This window comes from Phycisphaerae bacterium (assembly GCA_024102815.1).
In the GTDB taxonomy this organism is placed as follows: domain Bacteria; phylum Planctomycetota; class Phycisphaerae; order UBA1845; family UBA1845; genus JAGFJJ01.
Window position 1 is genome coordinate 34,956 of record JAGFJJ010000048.1, and the last position, 13,203, is coordinate 48,158.

Genomic DNA, 13,203 nt, shown 5'->3' on the forward strand with positions numbered 1-13,203 from the left:
TGCCGGGTATGCCATCGGTCCACAAGGACTTCAGTCCCTCAACTCCGACAGAAGTCTGATCGCGGCCTGAGCGATCGGGGTGAGCGGAAGATCGGCGAGCAGGTGGGGCACTGCCGAAGCCGACGCGGGCAACGCACTCCGGCGGAAGAAGATCGCCGAAGCGTGCTCCTTGTCGTCGTGCCTGGAGAATCGCGCTTCGAATTCGGTTCGGCACAGACGGGTGTGCGTCTCGAAGACCGCCTCGGGCTGGAGAATTGACAGGTCGCGGACCAGACCGATGAGCACCGGCGGCGAGATTTCATCCTCGCGCAACCCCGTTTCCTCCACAAGCTCTCGCACCGCGGCCGCGAAGATGTCGGGGCAGGCGTGGGGCGATGACTCCGCCTGCGATGGCACTCCCGGGGCAGTCGCCGCGGGCAATGTGTCATGAAGGTCCGCGCAGGTTGAAACCTGCGGCTCGCCTTCCCACGGTTCCACCATTCCCCCGAAAGGATGCGCCATCCCGGCGTGCTGAACGACGCGATCGCTACGCATACCAAGTGCCACATATCCGTCACTGGTGATCGGCAGAATGCTCACGCCCAGCGGATTCGACAAGTACGGGGGCGACTGCCCGGCAATTTCGTCGGCGCGGCGCAGATTCGTACCCAGAAAGTCCCGGTAGCTGGTCGGGCCCAGCGCAATCTCGGCCGCACCGTCGGAAAATGTGGCGCGGTCCAGACGGGCGAGTGCCCCGTCGAAAAGAAGGCGTCGCATGCCTTGCGCTTTCTCCATTTCTGCCGACCAGGTTGCGGCAACTTGTTGATCGATCGCCGGCGTCGATTTCCGGGGCTCGCTCGTCCAGGACAATTTCACGTGGCAGCGCTCGAGGCGGCCCTGCCATTCGATTCGGTAGGGAAGCGGGCTGCTCATTGGCTTTCAGCGAACAACGAAGGCGATCAGGGCGAGCACCAGGAAAACAACGACAATGGCCCAGATGAAGCGGCTGGTTCCACCCGAGCGGTCCACGGGGACGATCCAGTCCCCACAATGGGGACACTTTTGCGTATCCTCGAGGACTTCCCGGCCGCACGAAGGGCAGATCATCTCCGCCGGCTCGTCGCCGTCCTCATCGTCGATCCAGTCCTCGTCGAATTCGGCATGTTTCATGGCGTTCACGTTACGACGCGAGAAGAGACCGTTCGCGCGGTACGCTAATCCTGCGGCGGATGGCACTTGATCACATCGATCATGGACTTGAAACGCCCGGTATCGCATCGCTCGCAGAGCTCAAAGACGGCGCTTTCCACCGTGGTGACGTACGCCCCCTCCTGCCGCATGCGGTGCAGGGCATTTTCGAAGTCCACGCGCCCGCGCGAGCCGACCGCGTCGGCACATACGAACACATCATATTCCTGACTGCGAAGGTCGAGCGCCGTCTGCTGAACGCAGACATGGGCCTCGATGCCGACCAGGATGCACTGAGACCGATCCAGCTCGCGGAGGGCATCGCGTACGGGGTCCTCCCCGCAGGCGCTGAAGGCCATTTTCTCGATCAGTGTGAACGGTGCGGATTCGAGCCGGCGAAGGAGGCGCGCATCCGTACGTCCGATGCCCTTGGGATATTGCTCGGTGACGATTACGGGCAGCTCGAAGATGCGCACGACCTCGAGGAGCTTATCGATGGAAGCGACGATATTTTCGTGCCCGCGGATGGAGGGCAGGAGCTTCTCCTGCACGTCGATGAGCAGCACAAAGGCGCGATTCGCGTCGAGTCGATTGGCACGCAGCATCGGTGAAACTCCGCTAGTCATCTCCGGCGCTGCGAGTGTAACCGGCGGGCGAGGATGACAAAAGATCGGGGGAAGAAAGGGAGAAGGAACGCGGAAATCCGTGGCGCAGAGCACCTCGTGCCTGCCGCGTGCGTGGCTCGGATCATCGCGTGTCGAGGCGCCGCTGATTCTCGCGCTCCAGCCGATCGAACTCCGAGCGGAAGCGATTGCCGCCCATATCGGGATACAGGTAGCGTTGCTGGCGAATCACTTTCAGTACGTCGCGCGGATCCTGGCCCTGGGTCGTGCGGCATTGCAGGTCGCGGAGCAGCGCCTGCCAGCGGCGGGGATCGCCGTCGGGCAGTGCCGTCACCCAGCGATTGAAGATCGGCAGCGCGGCCGCGTAATCGTCCAGACGATAGAGCGACTCCGCCAGGCCAAGCTCCGACCGGGTGCGGAAGTCGTCAGACGCGCTGCCTTCGGCCAGGTGTTCCACCAGGGCGGAGAAGCGCTCTTTCGCGGCCTGGTACTTGCCCGCGCGGAGGTAAGCTTCGGCCAATTGCAGCGCCGCGGCACGTCGCTCGTAGGAATCCGGTGCCGGATCGCGGCGCGAAACCCACGCATCGATATGACGGGCAAGCAGCAGGAGAAAGTCCGCACGGCGCTGGGCGGCAACGATGCCTTTGTCGGCGCGAGGCTGATCGATTCGCTCCACCAGCCCGTCGTACAGTGACTGCAACGTGGCACCGGCGCGAACAGGATCGGCATCAACAAATAGCGGGACGACCCGGCCGGCTTCGTCGAGCCGACCCAGTTGCTCCAGGGCGAGAAGCCGGGCACGCCAATACCTTGCCCGAAGCTCGGGCTCGGCATCCAGCTTGCCTTCCAGTTCGCCCAGGTTGTCCAGGGCGATCCGGGCCTGATCGAGCTGCGGCAGCAGGTGTACTTCGGCGGTCAGGAGCCGAAGCCGCATGCGACGGGAAGCGGACGGATCATCGCCCCTCGATTCGGCAGCATCGGCAGTAGCACGTTGAAGGTAGTCTCGCTGGAGATTCAGAAACGATGCCGCAGCGGCGCGGATGGCCACAACATCCGCATCGGGCTTATCGGCATCCGCAAGCAGCTTCAGCGCCAGGCAGCGAAGGCGCCGAAAGCGGGCCTCTTCGGCGTACTCGTGCGACGGGACAACGCGGTTGTATTCCTCAGCCGCAGACTGAAACTCATCGTTCTGCTCATAGACCTGGGCGAGATAGAAGCGCCAGTACTCCGCGGCGTCGGTCCCCGCAAACCCGCGGACCAGCGTTTCCAGCGCGCTTTGGTAGAGCGTCTGCACGGCTTCGCGATCGGCGTGTGTTTCATCGCGGCGGAGTTCGCCGGCGAGTTCCACGGCAAGCACGGCCGCGCGCTGCGCGTGCTCAAATTGCGGATAGTCGTGAACCAATGTGAGCAGGCGCTCGGCTGCGGCGGCCAGACGCCCCCGGTGGTACTCGGCGGCCGCAAGATTGAAGAGCACCTCGGGAACCAAGTCGGGGGCGTCGGTCGCGGCGTGCTCCAGAAAGTACTTTCCAACAGCAACGGCGCCCCCCGCGTCGCGGACGTCATCCGTAGCGTCCCCGTCCTCGTACAATGCTGCGGCGAGAACTGCGGCGAGTTCGAACGGATCGAGCGATGCCGGCGTTGCGTCGGAAGGAACGAGGCCGCTGACCAGCGCATAGAGTTCATTGCGATGGCGCGGCGAGCGGCGGGCAACGCGTTCCAGAGCTAGCCACGATTCGCGTCGTGCTTTCCTGGCATCGTTTGACCGACCGGACGCGGACAGCACCGCCGCACGGTCGCGATAAGTATTCCTCTCCTCCAGGGCCGCAACCAGAACCAGTCCGAAAGTGGCAGGCGACTCATCCCGTCCAATCTGCTCGCGCAGGCGATCCAGTTCACGAAGCGCCGCATCAAACTTGCCGTCGTCGCGCTCCGTTCGCACGCGTTCCAGGCGGGCAAGCGTCACCGCCCACGCCACCCGGTCGCGCTCTTCTTCATCGGACAGCTTGTCCGCGACACGCACGGCGCGATCGAGATAGGATCGGGCCGCAGCAGGATCGTTGATGCGCCGCGCGGCCATGCCCGCTAGAAGCAGGGCCTGAACCTGCACGCGGCTCTGCATGTGATCGGTCTCGAGAAGCGTGCCTTCCCGCTCCAGTCCCTGGAGCACGTGGGTCAGCTCGGTAAGCCGCTGGGGATCCTCGCGACCGCGGGCCAGGCTATCGTAGAACCAGGTCCAGAGGCGCAGGTACTCTGCGCGGGGGGCGAGCGCATCCACGGCTGCAACATACCCGGTGCGCTCGACCCGCTCGAATTCGGCGATGCTCATCTGGTCGATGCGTTCATATTCCGCGGAAAGCTCCTCGATGAGCCGATCCAGTGCGGCCAGTGCCCGCCCGGTACGTTCGGCCAGCTCGGTCCGGTCCTGCTCGGTGCCGCCCCGATAGAGAATGTTCGTAAAGTAGGGCTCGGCTTCATCATAGACCAGGGAATGGGCGAGATCGAAGCGCCATTGAAAACGCCGCGGATCGTCCTTGGCTTCTGCGATGACCTCCCCGAGAAGCTTGTTGGCCTCCATAAGCGCTTGATGGCGCTCGACCGGTGTTCGATTCTCATCGTCCGCCGCTGCCAGTCGCGCGTCACGCAACAGCAGCTTGGTTGCGATCGGATTGGAGGGCGGGAATTCATGAAGGTGCTGCTCCAGGATTTCCGTCAGTCCAAGGCGGCGCAGCCCCTCGCGAAAGATGACCACGTTGAGTCTGCGCTCCTCGGCCGGGGGTTCGGCGTGCTTGCTCGGGGATGCATCGCCCGCCCGCGATTCATGTGGGGGCGATTGCTGAACCGGTTGGACGAAGGATCCCGCCGAAAGCAGCAGGGGCAGAATCAGGAGGTATCGGGCAAGAATCATTTGGAAACATCTGTGTCGGCTATCACGTTCAGCAAGAGATCGATCAACGGATCAGAGCGATTCCCGACTTCGCGTGGCCTGGTCCGAAACTCCCGTACGCCATTGGCGCTCGCAGGACCGCGCAGGCTGAAGCTTGCGGCTCGCTACTTATGATTGTTACCTGCTCTCGGAATCTCCGAAGGCCACCCTCTTGCACCCGGCTCGAAGGGCGGCATTCCAGGCGTTGACCACGTGGTCCCAGCGCACGGCGTTGTCGGCCATGATCACTACCGGCGTTTCCCTGTCGAACCCGGGCAGCGTCTGGATCGCCTCCAGCTCTTCGACCAACTGATTGAAATTCGCGGGTCGCCGATCGAATTTCTCGAGGAGCAAACTCACGTTCTCGGGATCCGGCCCGACCTGTCGGACCCGCACGATAATCGGCGTCAGGGGAAGTTCCACCGCCGCTGGCCCCGTGTCCTCCGGCACGCGCGACGAGAGCAGCCCCTCCGCCCGCTCAAAGGTCGTGGTCACCACGAAGAAAATGAGCAGCAGAAACGTCACATCGATCAGCGGAGCAAAGCTGAACGCCAAGGGCGTCGTCCGCCGGTGCGAGCGCAAGCCGTGCAAACGCGATTTCGCGCGCGGATGGGGGTGGGCGCCCGCCTCGTTGCTCTTTACTTCGCCCTGTTTGTTCCGTGAGTCCGGCGTCATTTCGTCAGGGTTCCTCTTCGACATGGGCCACAACGTGGAGCATGTCGATCCCGCTGGTCGCCACCGTACGCATCAGCGCCTTGACGTCTGCATAGGGAAGCCGACGGTCGGCCCGAATCACCACTTTGAGCGCCGGCACGTCGCGTTTCATGGCCTGAAGCCGCTGCGTGATCGACGCCAGCGATTCCGGCGCGTTGGGGCCCAGGCTGTACAGAACATCCCCGCCGTCCGCAGCGGCGCCGGGGCGGCAGTTGATTACGACGCGATCGGGCAGGTGCCCGGCGCGGGCCAGGCTTTCGTCGGGAGAGGGCAATTGCATCGCGACCTGTTCCACGGAGAAGAATCGCGTCACCAGCATGTAGAAGATGGTCAACATGAAAATGACATCGACCATGGGCGTAAGATTGACGCCCATTTCTCCCCGTCCCCGGCGCAGCCGCTGGAGCACCGATACCTCCGCTCGTTGCTGAAAGGTACGCATGAGAAATCCTGTCGCCCGCGCCTGGGCGTGATCAGCGATGCGATGTTACCGCGGCTCGTGGGCCCGCCGGCTCCGTTGGAGAATTCGCTTCGTTTGGCGAAGCCCGATTCACCGACGCCGCCGACGTCGCGACCTCCCCAACTCCGGACTCGCGATTCCCGCCTTCGACCGTCGCAGCGCTGTTCCTTTCCGGAGCCGGCGCCATCGCACTCGGCTGGAACACCGCCAACACATGCTCGGCCGAAAGAAGGCACTCGGCCGCCAGAACTTCAATCCGGTTCCGGAACAGCGCAAACACCGCCAGTGAAGGGATCGCGACGGCAAGGCCCCAGAACGTGGTGATCAGCGCGATGGCGATGCGGTCCGCCACGATTCGCGCCCCGGGAAATGCGTCCGACGCGTGGATCGCGGCGAAGAGCAGGATCATGCCCACGACGGTTCCGAACAGCCCGATCATCGGGGACACGCTGCCGATGATGTTGAGGTATTCGATTTTTCGATAGAGCCGCGCGGCACGATCCTCCAGAGCCTCCTCCACGGCGCGCTCCATGGCCGCCAGCCCGTTCGGCGCCTGTTTCAACGCGGCATGCAGAAGATAGCCCAACATGCTGGGATGCTCGGCCGTGTACTGAATGGCTTCCAGGTAACGCCGCTGCGAGATCAGCATGCGTGTATGGTCGGCGACCCCCGGCGGAACAATCGTCGTACGTCGAATGGTCAGTGCATGCTCGATCGCCAAGGCCATGGCCACAACCGAAAGGGCGATCAGCAGGTAGGCGATCCAGCCCCCCTTGACCACGAAGAAATCGAAATAGCGGACGTTAGCGGCCGCCGCTTCGCCGCCGGTGTCTTGTGCCAGCGCTGTCGCGGTGCAAGTCAGAACAAGCAGAAGGGCCGCTCCGCCCCACCGATGCCATCGCGTTGTCATCCGTTGGCCTTTCCTCGGCTCGTTGATCCCTGAAGTCTTGCCCGAATCTGTTCAGCCCGGGCCCGTACCTGCGACGTGGCGTTTTCGTTCTCGACGCAGCGGGTCAGTAATTCGATGGCCTTATCCGTCGAACCAATTTTCTCCAGCGCCGCGGCCGCGCCGAGCAACCCCTCGGCGGCGCGCGGATCGTCGGGCATGTGAATAGCAACCCGCAGATAAGGCCAGCTCGCCCGGATGGCGTCCTCTCGTGTCGTTGCCGTTCGTAGCTGCACGCGCCCCTTCAGGAGAAGCAGATCGGGCAGCACGCCCTCCGGGCAATCGCGGATGTGCCGATCGAGCAACGGCAGGAACTCCTGCCCGCCGCGATCGCCGACCAATACGTCGAGGGCGTCAACCACCATCGCGTAAAGCCGGTCGGTCCGCATGGATTCGGGGATGAAGACTTCTGCCGCGGCCACGGCGCGCTTCGCCGCCGCCTGCGGATCGGCTGCGCGAAGCACTTCAAAGCGCAGCAGCTCCATCACGGCCCGCGCCGCGTCATCGTCGCTTTTTTCGATGGCCACGGTTAACTGCCGCACGGCATCATCCAGCCGCGAACGCACGGAATCCTGGGGCACGCGCGGCATCAGGGCCAGCGCCGTGGCCTGAAGTTCCGGTTGCTCGAGCGCCCTCACCAAGGCCTCGGCGGCTTCGTCAATCCGGCCGGCACGATCCGCCGCACGCAATACGCGCAGCAGCAGAATGTCCTGCCAGAACCCCGGCAATCCTCTCTGCGCCCGGCGGTACCGCACCAGCGCTTTAATCGGTTCACCCGTCGCCGCGTAGCGCTCCGCGTCGTTGAAGTCGGCGAACCCACGCCCATGGTCAATGAGCATCAGTTGCACGTCTTCAAGCGGCGCCGTGCGATATCCGCCGGCTTCGGTCCGGAATCGAATCCGCCCTTCCTCGAACGAGAGAACCTCAGCGCCGGTGTAGGTCTGATCGCCGACCTGAACCTGGTCCGCCCGGACTCGCGTGGAAGGAAAAGCGCATGCCAGAGCCATGAGGATCCGCGGCAGCCAGACGCAGCGGCGGTTGACGCATTCGGGCCTCCCGCCTTCATCGTCGCGAATTCGAAGCGTTGCAGCGCGTCTCACGGCAGATCGTTCTCCGTGACGTACTTGAATTCTCCGCCGTGTTCACGGGCGATGTGCTCGAGCAGCTCCGCCCCCGCCGGATCGAAATAGGCAATGGTAAAGATCTGCACCCGGCGGTCCTCGTTCCAGCGATCCAGCAGGTCCACCAGCCGGCGATCGAATTCCCCGTCGGTGAGGAAATACACCACGTCCGGCTCCAGGGCCAGTGCCCGGCGCATGGATTGCTCGGGGTGCGTGCTGCCTGCGGCGTCGATCTGATCCATAAACTCGAAGAAGGCCTTCTTTTGCGCTTCGATGGCGCTGACCAGCTTGTGGGGAGGATTTTCCAGCGGCTCGCCGTCGCTGAAGAAGATCACGTGAAATTTCTGGCTCCGTCGAAGGGCGGTTATCGACCGCTTCAGCTCCGCTTTGACGTAAGAGAACGTGTCGACCATGCTTCCGCTGCGGTCAACGACGTAGACGACGGATCGCGCCGCCCGGGCGGTCCCGCCCAGCCCGAAAAATTGCGGCGCGGCCGAGGAGCCTCCGGTAAGCCCGTACTGACCCAGGTCCCCCCCGCCCGATCCAATCGCCAATATGGATAATTCCGGTTTTCGCTTGACGGTCAACTCTGAAAGCGGCGTGAACGAGCGCGGCTCCACGGGCTTCGGAGTCGGCTCCACAGGCTTGGCGAACGCATTCGATGACGCACGTTCATCCACCGTCGCGGTCGGTTCGGAGACAAATTCAATCTGGGTCACCGGCAGGTCGGCGGCTCGATTCGCCTCGAAAGGAAACACGAGCAGGAGCATGACCACAAGGGCAGCCAAGTGGACGAGCAGCGACAACCCCCACGCGCCGATCAGGGTGCGGTCATCGAACCGCAACCAGGCGCGCGAGTTCGAGGCAGAAGCTGTGTCGGCAGCGGCCACGTCGACCCCAGTTGACGTTGCATAGCCTCGGCGAATCGTGGTTCCAGCGGGCATGTTGGGTACTCTTGAGCGAGCACGGCCGGCGGTACACGGCGGGCGAAAAGATCGGCGGGCCCCAAGATCCGGTTCGGCGCAACGTCTCGACGCGCGGCGCCTTGGGGGCCATTTGGAGTCTACGCCCGCTGCTCAGGCCGGTCAATTCACACAGGCCCCGGGAGCCGACAAGTCTTGACGCACCTTGGTCCGCACTGAACGATGATCCACTTGACGAACTGAACGCCGCCTCTCATTGAAGTTCTCACACGCCCCCGGTCAGGCTAGACTGCGCCGGGTTCCTTTGGAATACGCAAGAACCGGGTTCCGTACGTGAGTCTTCTCGCAGCACATTCAACGAATCGGCGGAGATCCTAAAGTGTCCGACAGCAAACGCGCACGACGAAGCCTTTGCCGATGCCTTGGCGGTACTCTCCTGGCGATTGCCCTGACGGCATCTCTCGCGCCGGCCCAGGATTCGTCAGCGAACGCGGGGAACGCGGCCGATCCCGCCGGCGTAGACGCCGGGCAACCGATGACAGTGGATTCGTCGACCCTTCCCCGCCCCAAGCTGGTCCCGTTAGGGAAGTCGGACGAAAGCACTTACCGTCACGATACCTTGGCGGAGATCGACGACTTGCTTCGTCGCGCCAACGGCACAGCGGACGTCACCGATCGCCTTGATCTCTCCTTGACGGCAGCCAACCGGATCCTGGGTCTTGCGCTGGAGCCGGCGGTCACCGCCCGCTTCTACGAACTGCCTGATGACCTCGGGCTGGACGCTGCGAAAACTTCCCAACTTCTGACTCAGGCCGAAGGCGTGCTTGAGGAAGTGGGTCGGGCGCTCGGGGAGAAAGAGTCGGCGTCCAGTCTGCCTGTGGATGTCTCGTCGCGGCTTCAGCGCCGCCAACGGATTCTCGCGGCCTTTGCCGGTGCCCTTCACGCCTACCTCGCTCCCGGCGAGGGAGACCCGCGGGAAGTGAACCGTCAGGCTGCGGTGCAACTGTCCGTGCTTCTGGAGGAGTTCGACCCGGTGGTGCCCGCCGCGGCCGGTTTCTGGCAGGCGATCCTACGGACAAGGGAGGGCGACCTGGAGGGAGCCATGCTCGTGTTGCCGCTGGCTTTGTCCGAACCCAACCGCCGTCAGTTGCCCTGGGATTACTTCTCCCGTTTATTGCGTTGCCGCGTGATCGCCCGCAATGGCGGATATCCGACCGCCATCGCCCTATTGACCCAAGTCGAGGAGCGTTGCGACCGCTGGCTGCCGCCCGATAATGCGGAAGCGGGACGCAACGCCGCGATCTGGTTTCAGCTACTGACGCTGCGTGAATGGTCGGAAAAGCTGCCTGGCGATTCGTCCGAGAGAGAATGGTGCGCCCGGCAGATTCGGGAACTCGCTGATATGGACGGCGCCGACGGCACACCGCTCCTGCGATTGTCCCCGGCCATTCCCATCCTCGGGTCCATTCGGGATGGGAACGACGGCGGCAAGTAAAAGAGAACCGGCCGCGCTTCATCGCGCAGCCGGTCAATTGGACGATATTCAGATTTTCTTGGCGGCTATGCCAGCCGGCGGCGGACCAGACCGAACGCACCCAGACCCACCATACCCAGCAGCACGCCGGCAGGCAGCGGGACGACGACCAACTGGCTCTGCGCCGGTGTGCCGTTGGGCCAAGTCAGGTTGAGCACGCGGACGCTGCCCAGACCATGGCCGACACCATACGTATTGGCAGCGTTGAAAAAGGCCGTTTGAAGCGCGCCGGACGGTGCCCAGTTTGATCCCAACTCATCCTCGAGACCCCAGATCACGTACTGGAGGGCGTCAGAGGACGCGTTGAGCTTGCCCATGGCGTTGTTGTAGTCGAAGCCGAATGCCGCCAGCGATCCGTTGCGGAAGCTCTCGTACAGCCACGCGGTACGCTCATTGAGCGGGTCCGGCGAGCCGCCGCCGCGACCTCCGCCGTAGGCGGCGCCCGAGATGTCTTCCACGGTGAACACGTGGGTGTAGTCGAGATATTCGTTCCGCTCGAGGCAGAAGGTGACAAACGGGTCGAACGTCAGGCCGCGGAAATTGCCCGACGGCGTAAAAAGAAAAGCGCCGCCGTTGGTCGTTCCATACGCCCGGGAGAACGTGCCGGTCATATTCGCTTCGGCCGAAGTGGCCGAAAGTACGGAAACGGCACCCGCCAACATCAGGAATAAAGTGATCCGACGCATCTTCTTCAATCCCCTCGAGTACTCTCCGGCACACCCGTGCCGGCGCGAGCACGATCCCCTCGATTTCCCCCCGGCGTCCATTGCGCCGATGCACGATCCTAGCGGGAAGTCCGGCGCTTGTCCAGTATGTAGTGCCACAATCGTGGCACTCATGGTCCAATAACCCGCAAGTTCTTTCGTGCTAACCGACCCTGATCGCTCTCCCCGGGAAAACCGGCATATTCTAGGACGCCGCCAAGGGGGCGGCAAGACGGCCCCGAGACTTCTCACCTACCCGCCTGCCGATTCCGTCCGCGGATGGATTCGGAAGATCCGATACGGCGCCGTATCGGGTGAGCTTGGCCCGTTCGGATAGACCAGTGTTGCAAAATCGGTCGCCGCCCGGAGGTCGTCGAAAAGGGGCTGGTGGTCCCCGTCCACGATCGCAAAGCGGGCGCCGAACTCATCACGGATGTCCGCAAGCCGGGATTCGACCGTCCGGGTGATGCGCTCGCCGGGGGCCACTTCGATCGTCACCTGGTCCGTTCGCGGCGTCTGCCCGCGCGTGATCTGTACGTACCGCTGCCACAACTCGGGCCGCCGTTCCTGCGTAAACTTCGGATCCAGCCCCACAATGTAGTAGTCGTACGAGTTGTAATAGAAATAGACGGGGAAGATGTCCCAGTCATCCGTGAAGATCACGTCACCGGGCTGCGAGTGTTCTTTGAGGTAGGCCATCGCCTCGCGGACGGCAGCCAGATCGTACTTGCAGCGCCCGCCGCCGCGGATGTCGTGCCACAGCGGAGATGCCAGGACAATGCCGCTGCCGACCAGCAACGCGGCGCCCACCGGCAGCCATGTTACGAGACGCCTCCATACGGCACCGCGAGCCGTCGCCCATTCAAGCATGCCCGACACGGCCGGATTGACCGCCGGCGCTGCGGTCACCGCACTGGCCAGCAGGCAGAACACCGGCCAGTACTCCATGAAACGTCGCGCCTTGAGCACCAGCAACAGGAACGCCACGTTCAGCAACAGCAGAAACATGGTCCAGCGGTCGATGGCGGGGCCCAGGCGAAGCCGCAACAACATCGCCGTCAGCCACACCGACATGGGCGTCGCCACAAACTGTGCAAACCACCAGAGATTCTCGTAGGGTCTCCACTCCGACCCGACTTCAATGTCCGGCGAGAGCCCGGAGCCAAAGACCTGCAAGCGCAGAAACTCGGCCATGCCGCCGGCGTACGGATGCAGGAGAATGCCCGCGACCCAGCCCGCCACACACCAGAGAAGAAGCCCCATGGGCCATTCGCGCTCCTGGACCGGCGCCGCGACGCAGGCCAGTGCATACAGCGCGATCACCATCGGGGCGAACATCACCGAGCCAAGGTAGATCTGGATCGAGAGGGCGATCACCAGCCCCAGCCACACCGCCCGCCCGCGCCGGTGCAGCAGCAAACACATCAGCAACAAGAGAGAAAGAGAGGGCCCGATGGCACGAACATAGGCTTGCCGGGTATAGAAGTGTGCCGGAAGACAGACCATCAGCAACAGCCAGAACCAGCGGGAACGCACTCCGGAACGAATCAGAATCAGATCGAACAAAACCAGGTTCAAGCCGAAGAAGAACGTCATCGCCCAGCGCCCGCCGGGCAGGGCATCGCCGTAGAGCGCGTTCGACGCCGCCACGAACGGCCAGAGGATGACGTGAAATCCGTAATGATGGCTGACGAATGCGTCGCCTGCGTCGCGGAAGTACACAAAGCGGAGCCACGGAAAGCGATCCAGCAGGCCGAACTGTGGCAGAAGTTCGGCCATCTTGATGTGATAGAACGAATCGTGCCCAGGTACGCCGATCTCGGCGGCGTTTCGGTCGTAAGGCCGATACACGCTGGTCATCAGGGCCAGGCCGAGGCAGAAGACGGCGAAGAGCTCGATCCCGTATCGTTGCCTGCGAGGAGGTGCTCCCGCTCCCTTCGGTGCAGCATCGCCAACTTGAGCCTGACCATCCGAAACCATTGGTACTCAATCAGTAGTACTGCGTCGCCGGCGTACGGCCGCAAGCGAACGGCGCCGAGGCGAAAATCCGTGTTCATTCTCTCCACGCCTCACATTGAATACAATCCT

The 13,203-nt window shown here is 63.4% G+C and carries 12 protein-coding genes; 1 reads left to right on the forward strand and 11 read right to left on the reverse strand.

Annotated features, from left to right (window positions below; genetic code table 11):
• Positions 1-30 precede the first annotated feature (30 nt).
• The 9 genes from J5J06_11205 to J5J06_11245 all read right to left on the reverse strand — a co-directional run bounded on the left by J5J06_11205 (position 31) and on the right by J5J06_11245 (position 8,898).
• A complete protein-coding gene (locus J5J06_11205) occupies positions 31-756 on the reverse strand; it encodes an NUDIX hydrolase (protein MCO6437647.1) in 726 nt (241 codons plus the stop codon).
• A 162-nt stretch (positions 757-918) separates the two neighbouring features.
• Complete coding sequence (locus J5J06_11210) at positions 919-1,149, reverse strand: zinc-ribbon domain-containing protein (GenBank protein MCO6437648.1); 231 nt, start codon at positions 1,147-1,149, stop codon at positions 919-921.
• A 44-nt stretch (positions 1,150-1,193) separates the two neighbouring features.
• Positions 1,194-1,772 carry a hydrolase gene (locus J5J06_11215; GenBank protein MCO6437649.1) on the reverse strand — a complete coding sequence of 193 codons (579 nt, stop codon included), beginning with the start codon at positions 1,770-1,772 and terminating at the stop codon, positions 1,194-1,196.
• Between the two features lie 142 nt (positions 1,773-1,914).
• Positions 1,915-4,695 carry a tetratricopeptide repeat protein gene (locus tag J5J06_11220; GenBank protein ID MCO6437650.1) on the reverse strand — a complete coding sequence of 927 codons (2,781 nt, stop codon included), beginning with the start codon at positions 4,693-4,695 and terminating at the stop codon, positions 1,915-1,917.
• A 156-nt stretch (positions 4,696-4,851) separates the two neighbouring features.
• Positions 4,852-5,388, reverse strand: coding sequence for a biopolymer transporter ExbD (locus tag J5J06_11225; protein MCO6437651.1), 537 nt, complete (start codon positions 5,386-5,388; stop codon positions 4,852-4,854).
• Between the two features lie 4 nt (positions 5,389-5,392).
• Complete coding sequence (locus J5J06_11230) at positions 5,393-5,869, reverse strand: biopolymer transporter ExbD (GenBank protein MCO6437652.1); 477 nt, start codon at positions 5,867-5,869, stop codon at positions 5,393-5,395.
• A 31-nt stretch (positions 5,870-5,900) separates the two neighbouring features.
• On the reverse strand, positions 5,901-6,797 hold the full coding sequence (locus tag J5J06_11235; GenBank protein MCO6437653.1) for a MotA/TolQ/ExbB proton channel family protein: 897 nt from the start codon (positions 6,795-6,797) through the stop codon (positions 5,901-5,903).
• Positions 6,794-7,933, reverse strand: a complete 1,140-nt coding sequence (locus J5J06_11240) for a hypothetical protein (GenBank protein MCO6437654.1) — start codon at positions 7,931-7,933, stop codon at positions 6,794-6,796. Before J5J06_11240 ends, J5J06_11235 begins: the two co-directional genes overlap by 4 nt.
• Positions 7,930-8,898 carry a VWA domain-containing protein gene (locus J5J06_11245; protein ID MCO6437655.1) on the reverse strand — a complete coding sequence of 323 codons (969 nt, stop codon included), beginning with the start codon at positions 8,896-8,898 and terminating at the stop codon, positions 7,930-7,932. The genes J5J06_11240 and J5J06_11245 overlap by 4 nt, the downstream gene beginning before the upstream one ends.
• 358 nt (positions 8,899-9,256) lie before the next feature.
• Between J5J06_11245 and J5J06_11250 the strand changes: the two genes are divergently transcribed.
• On the forward strand, positions 9,257-10,372 hold the full coding sequence (locus tag J5J06_11250; protein ID MCO6437656.1) for a hypothetical protein: 1,116 nt from the start codon (positions 9,257-9,259) through the stop codon (positions 10,370-10,372).
• Between the two features lie 65 nt (positions 10,373-10,437).
• Here J5J06_11250 and J5J06_11255 read toward each other — a convergent pair whose 3' ends face one another.
• Both J5J06_11255 and J5J06_11260 read right to left on the reverse strand, forming a co-directional pair.
• Positions 10,438-11,097, reverse strand: coding sequence for a VPLPA-CTERM sorting domain-containing protein (locus tag J5J06_11255; GenBank protein ID MCO6437657.1), 660 nt, complete (start codon positions 11,095-11,097; stop codon positions 10,438-10,440).
• Positions 11,098-11,367: 270 nt separating this feature from the next.
• On the reverse strand, positions 11,368-13,095 hold the full coding sequence (locus tag J5J06_11260; GenBank protein ID MCO6437658.1) for a hypothetical protein: 1,728 nt from the start codon (positions 13,093-13,095) through the stop codon (positions 11,368-11,370).
• Positions 13,096-13,203 lie beyond the last annotated feature (108 nt).

Coding starts and splice junctions, on each gene's coding strand:
- J5J06_11205 (MCO6437647.1), bottom strand. CDS start 756: ATGCGACGCCTTCTTTTCGACGGGGCACTCGCCCGTCTGGACCGCGCC.
- J5J06_11210 (MCO6437648.1), bottom strand. CDS start 1,149: ATGAAACATGCCGAATTCGACGAGGACTGGATCGACGATGAGGACGGC.
- J5J06_11215 (MCO6437649.1), bottom strand. CDS start 1,772: ATGCTGCGTGCCAATCGACTCGACGCGAATCGCGCCTTTGTGCTGCTC.
- J5J06_11220 (MCO6437650.1), bottom strand. CDS start 4,695: ATGATTCTTGCCCGATACCTCCTGATTCTGCCCCTGCTGCTTTCGGCG.
- J5J06_11225 (MCO6437651.1), bottom strand. CDS start 5,388: ATGACGCCGGACTCACGGAACAAACAGGGCGAAGTAAAGAGCAACGAG.
- J5J06_11230 (MCO6437652.1), bottom strand. CDS start 5,869: ATGCGTACCTTTCAGCAACGAGCGGAGGTATCGGTGCTCCAGCGGCTG.
- J5J06_11235 (MCO6437653.1), bottom strand. CDS start 6,797: ATGACAACGCGATGGCATCGGTGGGGCGGAGCGGCCCTTCTGCTTGTT.
- J5J06_11245 (MCO6437655.1), bottom strand. CDS start 8,898: ATGCCCGCTGGAACCACGATTCGCCGAGGCTATGCAACGTCAACTGGG.
- J5J06_11255 (MCO6437657.1), bottom strand. CDS start 11,097: ATGCGTCGGATCACTTTATTCCTGATGTTGGCGGGTGCCGTTTCCGTA.
- J5J06_11260 (MCO6437658.1), bottom strand. CDS start 13,095: ATGGTTTCGGATGGTCAGGCTCAAGTTGGCGATGCTGCACCGAAGGGA.